The organism is Fructobacillus fructosus KCTC 3544 (assembly GCF_001438695.1).
GTDB classification, from domain to species: domain Bacteria; phylum Bacillota; class Bacilli; order Lactobacillales; family Lactobacillaceae; genus Fructobacillus; species Fructobacillus fructosus.
The window spans coordinates 51,358-64,747 of record NZ_JQBH01000008.1; the positions used below are offsets into that span (position 1 = coordinate 51,358).

The 13,390-nt window shown below is 45.9% G+C and carries 16 protein-coding genes; 13 read left to right on the forward strand and 3 right to left on the reverse strand.

Annotation, left to right across the window (positions count from 1 at the left end):
• Nucleotides 1-24: 24 nt before the first annotated feature.
• Both IV71_RS04680 and IV71_RS04685 read right to left on the reverse strand, forming a co-directional pair.
• Nucleotides 25-756 (reverse strand): type 1 glutamine amidotransferase, encoded by a 732-nt coding sequence (locus IV71_RS04680; RefSeq protein WP_010017721.1) that lies wholly within the window; start codon nt 754-756, stop codon nt 25-27.
• Entirely contained in the window at nt 756-2,114 is a 1,359-nt protein-coding gene (locus IV71_RS04685) for a Mur ligase family protein (protein WP_010017722.1), read from the reverse strand. The genes IV71_RS04680 and IV71_RS04685 overlap by 1 nt, the downstream gene beginning before the upstream one ends.
• A 133-nt stretch (nt 2,115-2,247) precedes the next feature.
• Here IV71_RS04685 and IV71_RS04690 point away from each other — a divergent pair, with 133 nt between their 5' ends.
• The 13 genes from IV71_RS04690 to IV71_RS04750 all read left to right on the forward strand — a co-directional run bounded on the left by IV71_RS04690 (nt 2,248) and on the right by IV71_RS04750 (nt 12,733).
• The gene (locus IV71_RS04690) at nt 2,248-2,850 is read left to right on the forward strand and encodes a thymidine kinase (protein WP_029489960.1); all 603 of its coding nucleotides are present in this window, start codon (nt 2,248-2,250) and stop codon (nt 2,848-2,850) included.
• Nucleotides 2,850-3,929: a peptide chain release factor 1 gene (gene prfA / locus IV71_RS04695; RefSeq protein ID WP_010017724.1), complete on the forward strand. Its 1,080-nt coding sequence runs from the start codon at nt 2,850-2,852 to the stop codon at nt 3,927-3,929. Before IV71_RS04690 ends, prfA begins: the two co-directional genes overlap by 1 nt.
• On the forward strand, nt 3,929-4,924 hold the full coding sequence (prmC, locus tag IV71_RS04700; protein ID WP_010017725.1) for a peptide chain release factor N(5)-glutamine methyltransferase: 996 nt from the start codon (nt 3,929-3,931) through the stop codon (nt 4,922-4,924). The genes prfA and prmC overlap by 1 nt, the downstream gene beginning before the upstream one ends.
• Nucleotides 4,902-5,927, forward strand: a complete 1,026-nt coding sequence (locus tag IV71_RS04705; RefSeq protein WP_010017727.1) for an L-threonylcarbamoyladenylate synthase — start codon at nt 4,902-4,904, stop codon at nt 5,925-5,927. Before prmC ends, IV71_RS04705 begins: the two co-directional genes overlap by 23 nt.
• A 71-nt stretch (nt 5,928-5,998) precedes the next feature.
• A complete protein-coding gene (locus IV71_RS04710; RefSeq protein ID WP_010017729.1) occupies nt 5,999-6,268 on the forward strand; it encodes a phosphocarrier protein HPr in 270 nt (89 codons plus the stop codon).
• Nucleotides 6,269-6,381: 113 nt separating this feature from the next.
• Nucleotides 6,382-7,107, forward strand: a complete 726-nt coding sequence (tsaB, locus tag IV71_RS04715) for a tRNA (adenosine(37)-N6)-threonylcarbamoyltransferase complex dimerization subunit type 1 TsaB (protein WP_010017731.1) — start codon at nt 6,382-6,384, stop codon at nt 7,105-7,107.
• Nucleotides 7,091-7,648, forward strand: coding sequence for a ribosomal protein S18-alanine N-acetyltransferase (rimI, locus tag IV71_RS04720; RefSeq protein ID WP_010017733.1), 558 nt, complete (start codon nt 7,091-7,093; stop codon nt 7,646-7,648). Before tsaB ends, rimI (IV71_RS04720) begins: the two co-directional genes overlap by 17 nt.
• Nucleotides 7,638-8,057 carry a ribosomal protein S18-alanine N-acetyltransferase gene (rimI, locus tag IV71_RS04725; protein ID WP_029489961.1) on the forward strand — a complete coding sequence of 140 codons (420 nt, stop codon included), beginning with the start codon at nt 7,638-7,640 and terminating at the stop codon, nt 8,055-8,057. The genes rimI (IV71_RS04720) and rimI (IV71_RS04725) overlap by 11 nt, the downstream gene beginning before the upstream one ends.
• Nucleotides 8,054-9,079 (forward strand): tRNA (adenosine(37)-N6)-threonylcarbamoyltransferase complex transferase subunit TsaD, encoded by a 1,026-nt coding sequence (gene tsaD, locus IV71_RS04730; RefSeq protein WP_010017735.1) that lies wholly within the window; start codon nt 8,054-8,056, stop codon nt 9,077-9,079. The genes rimI (IV71_RS04725) and tsaD overlap by 4 nt, the downstream gene beginning before the upstream one ends.
• A 187-nt stretch (nt 9,080-9,266) precedes the next feature.
• Complete coding sequence (locus IV71_RS04735; protein ID WP_056995027.1) at nt 9,267-9,914, forward strand: redox-sensing transcriptional repressor Rex; 648 nt, start codon at nt 9,267-9,269, stop codon at nt 9,912-9,914.
• 3 nt (nt 9,915-9,917) lie between these two features.
• Nucleotides 9,918-10,961: a lipid II:glycine glycyltransferase FemX gene (locus IV71_RS04740; protein ID WP_010017737.1), complete on the forward strand. Its 1,044-nt coding sequence runs from the start codon at nt 9,918-9,920 to the stop codon at nt 10,959-10,961.
• A gap of 47 nt (nt 10,962-11,008) precedes the next feature.
• Nucleotides 11,009-11,842, forward strand: coding sequence for an HAD-IIB family hydrolase (locus tag IV71_RS04745; RefSeq protein ID WP_056995028.1), 834 nt, complete (start codon nt 11,009-11,011; stop codon nt 11,840-11,842).
• A gap of 117 nt (nt 11,843-11,959) precedes the next feature.
• A complete protein-coding gene (locus IV71_RS04750; RefSeq protein ID WP_010017632.1) occupies nt 11,960-12,733 on the forward strand; it encodes a CPBP family intramembrane glutamic endopeptidase in 774 nt (257 codons plus the stop codon).
• Nucleotides 12,734-12,782: 49 nt separating this feature from the next.
• On the opposite strand, the gene IV71_RS04755 is transcribed toward IV71_RS04750, so the two are convergent.
• Nucleotides 12,783-13,292, reverse strand: coding sequence for a TetR/AcrR family transcriptional regulator (locus IV71_RS04755; RefSeq protein WP_010017631.1), 510 nt, complete (start codon nt 13,290-13,292; stop codon nt 12,783-12,785).
• Nucleotides 13,293-13,390: the final 98 nt, after the last annotated feature.

Below are 13,390 nucleotides of genomic sequence, written 5' to 3' on the forward strand. Positions count from 1 at the left end.
GAGCAGTGAAGACACTGCTCTTTTTTAGAATGTTTCTGCTGGCACTTTTTCAAGCTTGGCCTGCCAGTCGACGTCTGGGTACTTGCGTTCCAGAGCCGTTGCCAAGACACGCTTAGCCAGGTTACCATTGCGGGTAAAGATGGGACCGTGGAAGTAAGAACCGTAGACGTTGTGGTAAATAACACCTTCCGACTGGTCCATACCATTGTTTCCGCGACCAGAAACAACGGTTCCAAGTGCTTTTTCACCCTTACCTAAGAAGGTGCGTCCTTGGTGATTTTCAAAGCCATGGTAGGTTTCACCAGTTTCGTTGTTCTTGATGACGATGTCACCGGTTAAGCGAGTACCCTTGGCGACTTTGACGGATGGGTCGGTCATGTTGGTTGTGTAGTGGTCCATCACACCGATACCATCGACTTTACTACCATCGGCCATTTCCATGTAGTGACCAAGTAGCTGAAAGCCACCACAGACGGCCAATAGGGGACCATCGTTTTCGATGTATTCCTTCAGGCCTTCTTTTTTGCCAGCCAAGTCGTTGGCGACAATGGTTTCTTCGTAATCCTGACCGCCACCAAAGAGGACAAAGTCGTAAGCCTTTGAATCAAAGTCATCGTTCAATGAAACCAGCTGATCATCGATTTCAACGCCGATTTGCTTGGCGTAGTAGCGTAAGGCAATAATGTTACCATAATCGCCATAAGTGTTCATTAAGTCACCATAGAGGTGGGCGAGTGTCAGTTTATAATCAGCCATTAGTACTCCTCCTTGATGTAGCCCTTTTCGCGTAAGACGGCCCGAACCTGCAGCATGGCCGTGTAGGTGGCAGCCAAGTAAACCTTATCGGTTGGGGCTGCTTCAATTGCCTGGACAATTTCTTCTGTTTTTGGGAAAGTCTCTTGGATGGGGAAGCCGGCCATTTTGAGACGGACGGTGATATCCTTGTAACGTTCTCCCCCGGTCATGACGGCCTTCAGTTGGCTATCATGGAGCCGTTCAAATTCGGCATCCCAAATCCAGGAGGTGTCGATTCCGTCAGCGTAGTTGGCGTTTAACATGGCAATCAGGGTAAAGGGTGCTGGCTCGGTTTCCATCATGTCAATCACGGTGTTGGTACCGACCGGATTTTTAATCAGCAGGATGGTGAGGTCTTTATTACCAATTTTGAGCGATTCTTGCCGACCGAAGACTTGCTTGTCTTCATCGAAGGCAGCAGCCATTTGGGCTGGCGTCACGTCGAATGCCTTTCCAACGCTGTAGGCGGCCAGTGCGTTGTAAATGTTGTATAAACCACCAATTTCCATTTTGAGTGGTTGCCCATCAATGGCAAAGCGAGAAGACTTTGGGGTCAGCTCATCAATGGCTGTGACCGCCGTGTCGAGATGGGGGCGCTTAAAGTCGTCTGTGACGGAGAAGTAACGGCCAAGGTTGGCGTAGGTAATGAAATGATAGTGGAGGACGGAGTGATCAGTGGGGCTCAAGATACCATCTGTATTATTAGGGGCTTTTAAGTCTTTGTAATCGCTTTCTTTAACGTTATCAAACCCGTAATAGAGGCGCTTATTTGGGTAATCACCACGAGCAAAAATTGGTGAATCACCATTGGTGATGACTGTCGCATCGGGTGCCTGCAGAATGCCGTCAATGATTTTTTGATAAGTCGTGTAAATCTCACCGTAACGATCCATCTGATCACGGAAAATATTGGTCAAGACAAAATACTTCGGCTGGATGGCCTTAGCGAGTGACAACACGTTGGCTTCATCTACTTCCAAAACTGCAATTGGCTTTTTACCATTGGGCGAAGGAGTGATTTTAGTTGTTAATAATGTTCCAGCGATTCCCTGAACCATGTTGGATCCGGAGGGATTGGTAATAACGGAGTAACCCCCCGCTTTTAAGATGCGTGTGATTAGAGCGGTTGTTAGGGTTTTCCCGTTGGTTCCCGTGACCACGACGAGATCAAAGTCTGTGGCTATGGCTGACAACACGTCGGGATCAATCGAAACGGCTAGTTTCCCAGGTAATGATGTACCGCCTCGTTTCAAAACGTCGTGTAAAACAAAGTGCGCTGATTGGGCCGTGAACTTGGCCAATTGGCTTTTCAAAGACATGAAACGCCCTCCTTTTCTAAATCCTTATTTTACCACGGTTCGAAAGCTTTTGAGAAATTGGTCTGGCCCATCGTCAGATGGCCTAAAAATTGCTATACTAGATAGGATAGAAAAAAGAAAAATGGTGAATCTTTTGGCCCAGTTATACTTTGAATATGGAGCAATGGGCTCCGGTAAATCAATTGAAATTTTAAAAGTCGCACACAACTACGAATCGCAAGGAAAGCACGTTCTTTTGTTGACGCCCTTGATTAACGATCGAGATGGCGTGGGGATGATTGCTTCGCGAATTGGCTTGAAACGCCCCGCCAGGGTTATTGAGCCACAGGCCAATCTTTACGACATGATTCAAGAAGAGTTAACCGAACGGGAACTCACGGCTGTTTTAGTGGATGAAGCGCAGTTCTTAAAAAAGGAACAAGTGGATCAGTTAACTTTGGTAGTGGATCGCTTGGATTTGCCGGTCATGACTTTCGGTTTGAAACAAGACGCCTTTAACGAACTCTTTGAAGGGGCGAAGCGGCTGATTGAGATGGCCGACAAGTTAGTTGAGATGAAAACCATTTGTTCTTTTTGTGGTCGCAAGGCAACGACGCAACTACGTTTTGCCAATGGGCAACCTCAGTATGAGGGAGAACAGATCCAAATTGGTGGCGATGACACCTACAAGCCGGTCTGCCGTTACCATTGGTACCATCCAGATTTGACGATGTTAGAGAAACAGGGGGATGCGTAATGGATCCGATTTTTGCTCAAATTCAAACGGTGGTTGACCGTTATGATGAATTAAACCAAATGTTGGCCGATCCCGACGTGATGGCTGACTCACAAAACTACATGAAGTTATCCAAGGAAGCTGGTCAAATTCGCGAAACGGTTGAAACCTACCAGCGTTATCAAAGCGTGGTTTCCGGCATCGAAGAAGCCGAGTCGATGTTGGGTGATCCTGAAATGGATGATTTGGCCAAGGAAGACTTGGCGACTTTGAAACCTGAAAAGGAAGAGTTGGAAGAACAACTCAAAATTTTGATGCTGCCAAAGGATGATAATGATGATAAGAACATCATCATGGAAATCCGTGGCGCAGCCGGTGGGGACGAATCTTCGCTTTTCGCAGCCGATTTATTAGGCATGTACCGGCGTTATGCTGAATCGCAGGGTTGGCAGTTGCAAATCATTGATGAAACAACTACCGAAGTTGGCGGTTACAAAGAAGTAGCGGCCATGATCACCGGTGATAAAGTCTTTTCGAAGTTGAAGTTTGAATCTGGCGCTCACCGTGTACAACGGGTACCAAAGACTGAAACACAAGGTCGTGTGCATACGTCAACGGCCACGGTTGGTATTATGCCCGAGTTCGAAGAAGTTGATGCGGAGGGGTTAATTGATCCAAAGGATGTTCGCGAGGACGTCTACCGTGCCTCTGGTGCCGGTGGTCAGCACGTCAACAAGACCTCTTCGGCAATCCGGTTGACCCATGAACCGACCGGTATTACGGTGGCGATGCAGGATGAGCGTTCTCAGCAGCAAAACCGTGCCAAGGCCTGGAAAGTCTTGAATGCCCGTGTTTACGATCATTTTGCACAAGAAAACCAGGCCGAGTATGCTGAACAGCGGAAGACGGCCGTTGGTTCTGGTGACCGGTCAGAACGAATCAGGACCTATAACTACCCACAAAACCGGGTAACTGATCACCGAATTGGCTTGACTTTGAACAAATTAGACCGCATCATTGCCGGTGACTTAGGTGAGATTATCGATGCCCTCGTGTTGGCCGAACAGACAGCTAAGTTGGCTGCCTTAAATGAACAATAATGGCTGAAGAAGACAAGCGAACGCTTGGTGAATTGAATAACGTTGGCATGGGACGCTTTGATCGACAGGTTGGTCGGTCCTCAAAGTATGGGGGCACGAACCAACCGAAAATTGCCCTTCTAGAAGCCAGAAAGTGGGCACTGGCTGAACTTTTGGCTGCTGGTTTTGATGAAGCAGAGTCGCTTGATAACATCGACTTTCTGTTGACGGGTGCTTTAAAAGTCAATTACGGCATGTTACGAGCAAACCTGACCCGGATGATGCCAAATTGGTTGGCCGAACGTTGGCCGAGCTGGATTGCGGGACTAGTTCAAGGAAAGCCAGCCCAGTATGTTATTGGTGAAGCACCGTTTTACGGTCGCGACTTTTTGGTTGACGAACGGGTACTAATACCAAGGCCAGAAACGGAATTGCTGGTCGATTGGATTTTGAACGATTTAAAGCGTTCACCAATTCAATCTGAACGTCCCACCGTCCTTGATGTTGGAACTGGTTCTGGTGCCATTGCTTTGACTTTAGCAGCGGAGCAGGCATCGTTGACCCTCACTGCAGCGGATATTTCAAGGGATGCTCTGGCGGTTGCCTGGGAAAATCGTAAACGATTCCAAGTGGAAAATCGCGTGAAATTAGTTGAATCCGACCTCTTCGAAGCGCTCGGCGATAAACGATACGACATCATTGTGTCTAATCCGCCTTATATTAGAAAAAATGGGCAAGATGAAATGGATGAGTCCGTGGTGGCCTATGAACCGGACTTGGCACTGTATGCCGATCATCAGGGGCTGGCCTTGTACGAGGCCATGGCAAAGCAACTGGCTGATTATTTGCAGCCCGGTGGTCGGGCCTATTTTGAGATTGGTTATGACCAGGGAACGGTTTTAAAAAAGATTTTTCAAGATGAACTGCCACAAGCCCAGGTCGATTTAAAACAAGACCTGGCAGGCTTAGACAGAATGATTCGAGTGAAACTTGATGGAAACAAAAACATTAAATAATTCAACAAAAGCGATTGAAGTAGCAGCCAAACTCTTGCAATCAGGGGAAGTCGTGGCCTTTCCAACGGAAACTGTCTATGGATTGGGAGCTGATGCCACGAATGACGAAGCAGTCAAAAAGGTCTTCGTGGCAAAGGGACGCCCGTCCGACAATCCTTTGATTATGACCGTCGGGGCCATTGAACAACTGCAACCTTACGTTGAGTTGACGGCACAGGCAAAGGAATTAATGACGGTTTTCTGGCCGGGTTCTTTGACCATTATTTTACCGATTAAAACGGGAATGGTGTCGATGCTGGTGACAGGGGGACTCGAAACGGCTGCCGTACGAATGCCGGCCAACCAGGTGACACGCCAAATGATTCGACTGGCCGGTGTGCCAATCGTTGGGCCCTCAGCGAACACTTCTGGTAAGCCATCGCCAACCACGGCTGCTCATGTTAAACACGATATGGCTGGTAAAATTGCGGCCATTGTTGATGATGGGCCAACTCAGGTAGGGGTTGAATCGACGGTGGTTGATTTAACGGCTAAGCGACCAACAATCTTACGAACCGGAGCTGTGAGCCAAGGTGATTTGGAACAGGTGTTGAAGACTGAAGTGATCGATGCAACTAGCCAAAAGGCATTGGCAGCAGACCAGGTACCGAAGGCACCGGGGATGAAGTACCGGCATTACGCACCAGATAAAGAGGTGGTGATGTTCGACCCACTCGATTGGCAGGACTTGCAACGGGTACTCACTACTAGTGATGCGGTTATGGCAGAAGATGCCTTGTTGATGGACATTGATGCGAGAAAGCAAGCATCCTGGTCTTTGGGAACTGGCCTGGAGCAAGCGAGTGAGAACCTTTTCGCTGGATTGCGTTACTTTGATGACCAATCGGTAATCAAACGAATTTACGTCGAGTCCATGCCGGATATGGGAATTGGAAAGGCTTATAATAATCGCTTGGGGAAAGCCTCGGGCGGACGGCTTTTCCAAGGGCTTGACAGTGAATAATCCTTGCTATTTTGTAAGCGCTTTGATAAACTTAAATCGTGAATAAGACTTTTCCAAAAGGAGAAAGAAACATGGCAGAAACAAAAGAATTTAACATCATTTCCGAAACAGGTATCCACGCTCGTCCAGCAACTTTGTTGGTACAGGCTGCTTCAAAGTTTTCATCTGAGGTAACCTTGTCATATCAGGGTAAGGAAGTTAACTTGAAGTCCATCATGGGTGTGATGTCACTTGGTGTTGGCCATGGCGCAGATGTGACCATTAAAGCTGACGGTGACGATGCTAAGGATGCCATTCAGGCCGTTTCAACCGTTATGCGTAACGAAGGCTTGGCAAAGTAAAGCAGTCGTTGACTGATTTTCTTTTAAAACCGCTTTAGGCGGTTTTTTTATTTGAAATGAAGCCGTTCTCTAGTAAAATGAATAGGTAGAACAGGCATCATAAGGGGGCTGTAATGAAAGTTTTGGCAATTGATACAAGTAATCAACCACTACTGGTGGCGCTTTCTGAAGATGGTCAATTGGTTAATTCCTTTTCGACCAACAAACCTAAGAATCATTCGGTCGATTTGCTGCCAGCAATCCAAAACTTGCTAAAAGAGGCGGCCTGGTCACTGCAGGATGTGAATCAAATTGTGGTGGCGAAGGGACCGGGTTCCTTTACAGGCCTAAGAATTGGCCTAACAGTAGGAAAGGTGCTTGCTGATACGTTGGATAAGCCACTGCTGGCTGTTTCGTCTTTGAAAGCCCTTGCTCGTCAAGTCCAATTACAGGCTGGTCCTAAGACCGTTGTATTGGCGCTTTTTGATGCCCGTAACGATAATGTTTTTGCAGGTGCTTACCTCGGAAATCAGGTAGTGTTAGAAGATGGTCACTACCCAATTGATGAGGTGTTGCCGTTGATTGCCCAGGTAAACGAGCCGGTGATCGTGATTGGGGATGGCCAGCACTTTGAGGATGTACTTAATGAGGAGCTGGGCCGTATGCCACTCACCATTCTCTCTGAGGAGGAATCATTGCCAAACGGGACGGGACTGATTAGTCTTGCTCCTGAAACCAAAGCCGTTTCAGATGTTGCGAATTTAACGCCTGCTTACTTGCGTAAGACACAGGCTGAGTTGAATTGGGAAAAGGCCCACCAGGGTCAACCATTGGATAAGCCTTATGTTTTTGAAGTTTAGGAAGAAAAAGAAAAAGAAAGAAAAGCCCGTCGCCCAGACACTCATTGACTTTCCAACCGAACGACTTGAAATCAATGGGGATGTGCTAACCCTTCGGTTGGCGACGGTATCTGATATTCCGGGCCTAGTTGCCATCCAAGAGGCAGTTTACAACGGGTATGCTCCTTGGGTTTCTCGTGATTTTTATCATGAACTGACAACTGAAAAAGATCGCCTTTACCTTGCGGTCTCCAAAAGGGATCAAGTGGTTGCCTTTATCGCACTTGTTCGACGCGAACAGGTTCCGGACTTGCATATTGCTAACTTGGCTGTCTTGCCCGTCTGGCAAGGACAAAAGGTGGGTTCCTACCTCATTAATACGGCTAAAGCCGTTGCCTGGGAAATTGGATTACCGAAACTTTCCTTAGAAGCCAGACGCTCAAATACGGGGGCGTTAGCGCTATACGACCGTCTGGGCTTTCATGTCGAAGATGTGATTGAAAATTACTATGTCGATAACAAGGAAGATGCCATTTCCATGGTGGAAAACCTTGAGGGCTAGGCTGGCAACGGTATTGGATGCACCCATGATTGCGACTTTGTTTCACAACGCCTTTGGTGGGCATAGCCCTATACCCGAAGCAGTGATTGTGCAGCAGCTACAAAGTCATCGGGTTCACTATTTGATGGAGGAACGCGGCCGTGCTGTTCTTTCCTTTACCGTTGTTTTGGACGAGGTTGAGATTGACTACTTGGCCGTGCTGCCGGATAATCAGCGTCAGGGACTTGGGCAAGCGCTATTGGGTCACTTATTAGAGCAACAGGCCGGAAACCGCATTTTGCTTGAAGTGGCGGCCAATAATCAGCCTGCACAAAAACTTTATGCTAAGATGGGCTTTCAAACCTATAACGAACGGAAAAACTATTACCAAGACGGTCAAACCGCCATACTAATGGAGAAAAGATCATGACAACTTTGATTGCATTTGAATCCAGTGCGGATGAAACTTCGGTGGCTGTCGTCAAAGACGGCAATCAGGTGCTATCGAATGCGGTGGCCACTCAAATTAACTCTCACCAACGATTCGGTGGGATTGTTCCTGAGGTTGCCTCCAGACATCATTTGGAGTGGATTACTAAAACGCTGGATATTGCCTTAGATGAATCTGGTGTGAATCCTGACGAGCTCGATGGCGTAGCTGTTACTTATGGTCCAGGTCTTGTTGGCTCTCTGCTGGTCGGGTTAATGGGGGCAAAGACCTTTGCAATGGCTCATAACCTGCCGTTGATTCCAGTGAACCATTTAGCTGGGCACATTGCAGCGGCAAACTTCAACAAGGCAATTGAATATCCCGCCATCGCGTTGATGGTCTCTGGTGGTCACACGGAACTGGTGTTGATGGAAAAAGAAAATTCCTTTGAAATTCTCGGGGAAACCTATGATGATGCGGCAGGGGAATCATATGACAAAGTCGGTCGGCTCATGGGCTTAAACTATCCGGCTGGAAAGGCGATTGATGAACTCGCTGATCAGGGAGAAGTGACCATTGATTTTCCACAGGCGATGGCCCATGAAGCTGGCTATGACTTTTCTTTTTCAGGACTGAAGTCTGCGGTAATCAACCAAGTGCATAATGCCGAACAGCGCGGTGACGTGATTGACCAGAAAGACTTGGCCGCTTCCTTTCAAGCTGCTGTCATTAAGGCTTTGATTGATCGGACAAGACGGGCGTTGCAGGATTTTCCTGTGCGTTCACTTGTCTTGGCTGGTGGTGTAGCAGCTAACAGTGGATTGCGACATGCCTTAGCGGAATTGATGACCGAATTTCCCGATACTGACTTTATCCCAGTTCCCAAACAATACACAGGGGATAATGCCGCCATGATTGGGGCAGCCGGTTATTGGAATTATAAGCAAGGTATCTTTGCTGATTTAGATTTAAATACACATCCAGGGTTGGATTTTCCTTTGCGGGAAAAGAAAACGGACTAAACAGGGAAAACCTGTTTTTTTTTATTTAATTAATTTAGAACTGTTAAGGTTTTATGTAACAATAATGTGATAAAAGTATTGTGAATTTTTAACAAGTTTCTTTTTTAACGCTTGATATTATGCTATAATTTATACATTATAGTTCACAAGGAACTGGACTTTCACAAAGTATTGAATGGAGACGAATATGAACGAACAAGCGCAGATTCCACGCGCAACTGCTAAACGGTTGCCGATTTATTATCGTTATTTAACTTTTCTTGAAGATGCGGGCACAAACCGAATTTCTTCAGCCGAATTAGCCGAAGCAACGAAGTTTGATGCTGCTACAATTCGTCGCGACTTTTCCTATTTTGGTGCCCTTGGTAAGCGTGGGTACGGTTATGATGTGAAGGCCTTGCTTTCTTTCTTTGCCAAGGTTTTGGATCAAAATTCGTTGATTAACGTGGCATTAATTGGGGTTGGAAACTTGGGGCATGCGCTGTTGAATTTCAACTTCCACCAATCATCAAACATGCGAATTGCCGCTGCCTTTGACATTAATGAGCACCGGGGCAAGATTTTGTCTGGTGTGCCAATTTATGATATGTCAGAATTAGAGGAGCAAATTAAGGCACAACGAATTAATATTGCGATTTTGACAGTTCCTCAAGAAGCTGCACAAGACATTACGGACCGTTTGGTTAAGGCTGGCGTGAAAGGGATTATGAACTTTACACCACTCCGTGTTTCAGTTCCAAAGGGTGTTCGTGTTCAAAACGTTGACTTAACTAACGAATTACAGACTTTGGTGTACTTTATTCAAAACTATGCATCCATCACAACGGGGAAGTAAAAAATGGCAGTTCTTGATCTGACAAATAAAACAGCAGTTAAAAAGTTTCAAGACTTTGTACGAACACAGGACGGGGGACAGGTCACTCAGGACCCCAAGTGGGGTGAACTGAAGGCGAACTGGGGGCATCTTTACCTTTATCGTGAAAACGCTGCCGGCGAACTGACGGCCGCGATGGCTGTTTTAACCATTGAGGCGGTTCCTGGAAAGCTGTTAGCTTACTGTCCTAAGGGACCTGTTGCTGATATTGACGATGTCGACTTGATTAAGTCCTTAGTTCAAGAAGCGTTGGATAACTTACCTGATAACGTCTTTTTGCTTCGAATGGATCCAGAAGTTTTGTACAACAAAGGGTTGAATGCCCAATATGAGGCGGCCGGCTTTGTTACCCGAAACACAAACGTGACCTATATGCACGGTAACATTCAGCCTCGACGAAACGTCAACCTCTTTTATGACGGCCGAGGTGAGGGCGCCGAGGTCATTACCAATGAAGATGAGCTCATGCATCACTTTAAGAGTGATTACCGTAATCAGATTCGTCGGGCAATCAAAGACGGCGTGACCATTACCTCCGGTCGTTCAAAAGAAGACATTGATGCCTTCTTTGAAACGTACAAGATGATGGCGAAGGCGCAAAATATTACGCACCGTCCGATTGATTATTTCTACCGAATGCAGGAACTCTGGGCCGATGACCCCGCCTTCCGTGTGTTCTTAGCCCACTTTGATGGTCAGGTAGTTGCTGCAGGGATTGGCTTTGCATATGGCGACAAGATCTGGTACATGTATGCCGGTTCGAACCGTGCCTATGCCAAACACTATGGTCCATATTTAGTGCAGTGGGAAATGCTGAAGTGGGGCTTGTCTGAAAAGAAGACCCGTTATGACTTTGGTGGCGTTGGTTCCTTTACCCCAGACGATGGGCTCTACAAGTTTAAGCACGGCTTTGCTTACCACGATCCACATGTGGAGTACATTGGTGAACTGGATTGGGTTGTTGACCAGGCGGCCTACGAAAAGTATCTAGAAGGTTTTGCTGAATAAGTGATGAGCCATTGAGCCGTCCTTCGACTAAACAAGAAAGGCGAACTATGACGATTAAATTAATTGCCTCCGACATGGATGGTACGTTTTTGGCTAACGAAGACCAGTATGACCAGAAACGTTTTGCAAAACTATTAAAAGAGTTAAAAGAACGAGACGTCCGTTTCGTTGCTGCTTCAGGTCGCCGTATTCAAAATTTGCGTGAATTGTTTGCGCCGATGGGAAATCAAGGACTCCTTGATCAAATTGATTACGTTGGATCGAATGGTTCCGTTGTCCAAACTTCTGACGAAGAGTTGTACGCTGTTTATTTAACGGCTAAACAAATTGAAAAAGTCATTGAATGGAACAGCTTGAATCCGCAGTCAGCAGATAATTTGATTGTGCTTTCAGGTACGAAGGGAACCTATGTATCCAACCATGCCAGTCAGGCTGTCATTGATCAATTAGCTCGCTTTTACCCAAACGTGATGCAAGTGGAGAAATTGCTCTCGATTGATGATCAAATTCTTGGTGTTTCCTTCATTTGGCCACATGACGAAGTTCAGAAGTATGTCACGGCGATTGAAGAAGTTCTGGGACATGAAATTCATGTTACGGGCTCTGGCTTTGGGTCTGTCGACATCTTGCCAAAGGATGTCAACAAAGCCAATGCGTTGGCTATCTTGCAAAAACATTACGGCATTTCAGATGATGAGGTGATGGTTTTTGGTGATAATTCCAATGATTTGGAAATGCTAAAGAAGTATCAGGAGTCCTTTTTGATGCCGAATGCGGCGGCATTTATGCACCAAGTTCATGACCGAGAGGCGCTGGCAACGAATGAAGAAGCCGGTGTGATTAAAACGATTGAAGAAAAACTCAATTTGTCGCAAAAATAGGTTGAAAAGAGGGGGGGTATCCTCCTCTTTTTATCATTTATATTCATCATCTTTGCTGACCGCGGTGTCACTTGATTCTGAATTGTGTTACCCTAATCAAAGATAAGAGGAAGAGATATGAAACACTTTACGGCTTTTTTAAAACAACACCAGCGCATCACTTGGACAGCAACGAGTTTGTATAAAGTCCTGGCTTGGCTTTGCTTTTTCTTTTTTGAATATTTGGCCATGGCGATGTTGCAGGGGTCGATTTTAGTTTCGGGAAGAGAACGTTATTTGTGGCTGCTTTGTGGTTTTTTGCTTTCTTATTCATTTATTCGCTTTGCCTTTCAAACCTTAAAACAGCCGATGCAAGTTCATGCAAAACGAATTCGGCAGCGCTTTTCGTTTAAAAAGGTCGACTGGCCAAAACAATCGGAATGGTTAAATTTAGCCGGCATCTACTTAATTTCGCTTTCCGGTATGATGATTTGGGGTGTTTTCGAACAACTCTTCTTGTCAAAATGGACGAGTGGTACAACCGAAAACCAAGCAGCATTGGATGATTTAATGCACTTCAGTGGTGTTTACTCGACGGTCATCCTATCCTTTATTATCGTGGTGATGGGACCGCTAATGGAGGAGTTGGTGTTTCGTGGCCTCTTTTTCCACTATTTTAAATGGGCAAAGGCGCCATGGGTAACCGTGATTTTGTCCGGATTGCTTTTTGGACTTTACCATTTAGGCTCTTATACTTGGCTGTCACTACTTGATCTGCCACCATACTTAATCATTGGAACTGGCTTGGCCTATGCCTACAATAAAACCGGAAAACTATCATCGTCGATTTTGATGCATATGTTTCATAATGGTTGGATACAAGGAATGTCATTGCTTGTCTTATTACGTTAAAGTTGAAATAAAAAACGCCTGCCGGTTAGGGTGGGCGTTTTTACTTGTTTTAATCAATGCCCGGGAATTTCTTTTCTCGGATGATTTCATCGAAGAGGGCGTAATCCTTTTGAAAGGAATGCGGAGTTGATAACGAGGCATTCCAGATACGAATTACTTGCATGTTTCCAAGTAGCCACAGGATATCAGAGGATGAGGCCATGGCCGTTAGTTCTTTAAAAACAGCGTTGTAAAATTGGTCTTCGAAGGTTTTGTCTTGCAGCTGAAAGTCGAGTACGGATAGCGATTCAGGAAAGGTGAACTTATTGATTGTGGTGAATGGCTGTTGGCGGAAGGATTCAATATCAATCTGATTGGCCATCACGTGAAGTGCTTGTTGAATGATGACATCCAGTAGCTCATACTTATCATCGAAGTGGCGATAAAACGTATTGCGGTTAACTTCGGCTTTCTCACAAATATGCTTTACGGTTAGCTTGGAGAAGGGGATGACGGCTAGGAGTTCACCAGCAGTATCCAGAAGGTGTTCGTGCATTAGCGTGTAGGTTTTATTAGCCATAAAAGGGACACTTTCTTTATTTTGTAATGTTTGTGGGACAGTATCTCAATTTTACCCCTTTACCGTTTTTATTTCCATGCCTAGAATGAATTCAGATG

Coding starts and splice junctions, on each gene's coding strand:
- IV71_RS04680 (WP_010017721.1), bottom strand. CDS start 756: ATGGCTGATTATAAACTGACACTCGCCCACCTCTATGGTGACTTAATG.
- IV71_RS04685 (WP_010017722.1), bottom strand. CDS start 2,114: ATGTCTTTGAAAAGCCAATTGGCCAAGTTCACGGCCCAATCAGCGCAC.
- prfA (WP_010017724.1), top strand. CDS start 2,850: ATGGATCCGATTTTTGCTCAAATTCAAACGGTGGTTGACCGTTATGAT.
- prmC (WP_010017725.1), top strand. CDS start 3,929: ATGGCTGAAGAAGACAAGCGAACGCTTGGTGAATTGAATAACGTTGGC.
- IV71_RS04705 (WP_010017727.1), top strand. CDS start 4,902: ATGGAAACAAAAACATTAAATAATTCAACAAAAGCGATTGAAGTAGCA.
- IV71_RS04710 (WP_010017729.1), top strand. CDS start 5,999: ATGGCAGAAACAAAAGAATTTAACATCATTTCCGAAACAGGTATCCAC.
- tsaB (WP_010017731.1), top strand. CDS start 6,382: ATGAAAGTTTTGGCAATTGATACAAGTAATCAACCACTACTGGTGGCG.
- rimI (WP_010017733.1), top strand. CDS start 7,091: ATGTTTTTGAAGTTTAGGAAGAAAAAGAAAAAGAAAGAAAAGCCCGTC.
- tsaD (WP_010017735.1), top strand. CDS start 8,054: ATGACAACTTTGATTGCATTTGAATCCAGTGCGGATGAAACTTCGGTG.
- IV71_RS04735 (WP_056995027.1), top strand. CDS start 9,267: ATGAACGAACAAGCGCAGATTCCACGCGCAACTGCTAAACGGTTGCCG.
- IV71_RS04740 (WP_010017737.1), top strand. CDS start 9,918: ATGGCAGTTCTTGATCTGACAAATAAAACAGCAGTTAAAAAGTTTCAA.
- IV71_RS04745 (WP_056995028.1), top strand. CDS start 11,009: ATGACGATTAAATTAATTGCCTCCGACATGGATGGTACGTTTTTGGCT.
- IV71_RS04750 (WP_010017632.1), top strand. CDS start 11,960: ATGAAACACTTTACGGCTTTTTTAAAACAACACCAGCGCATCACTTGG.
- IV71_RS04755 (WP_010017631.1), bottom strand. CDS start 13,292: ATGGCTAATAAAACCTACACGCTAATGCACGAACACCTTCTGGATACT.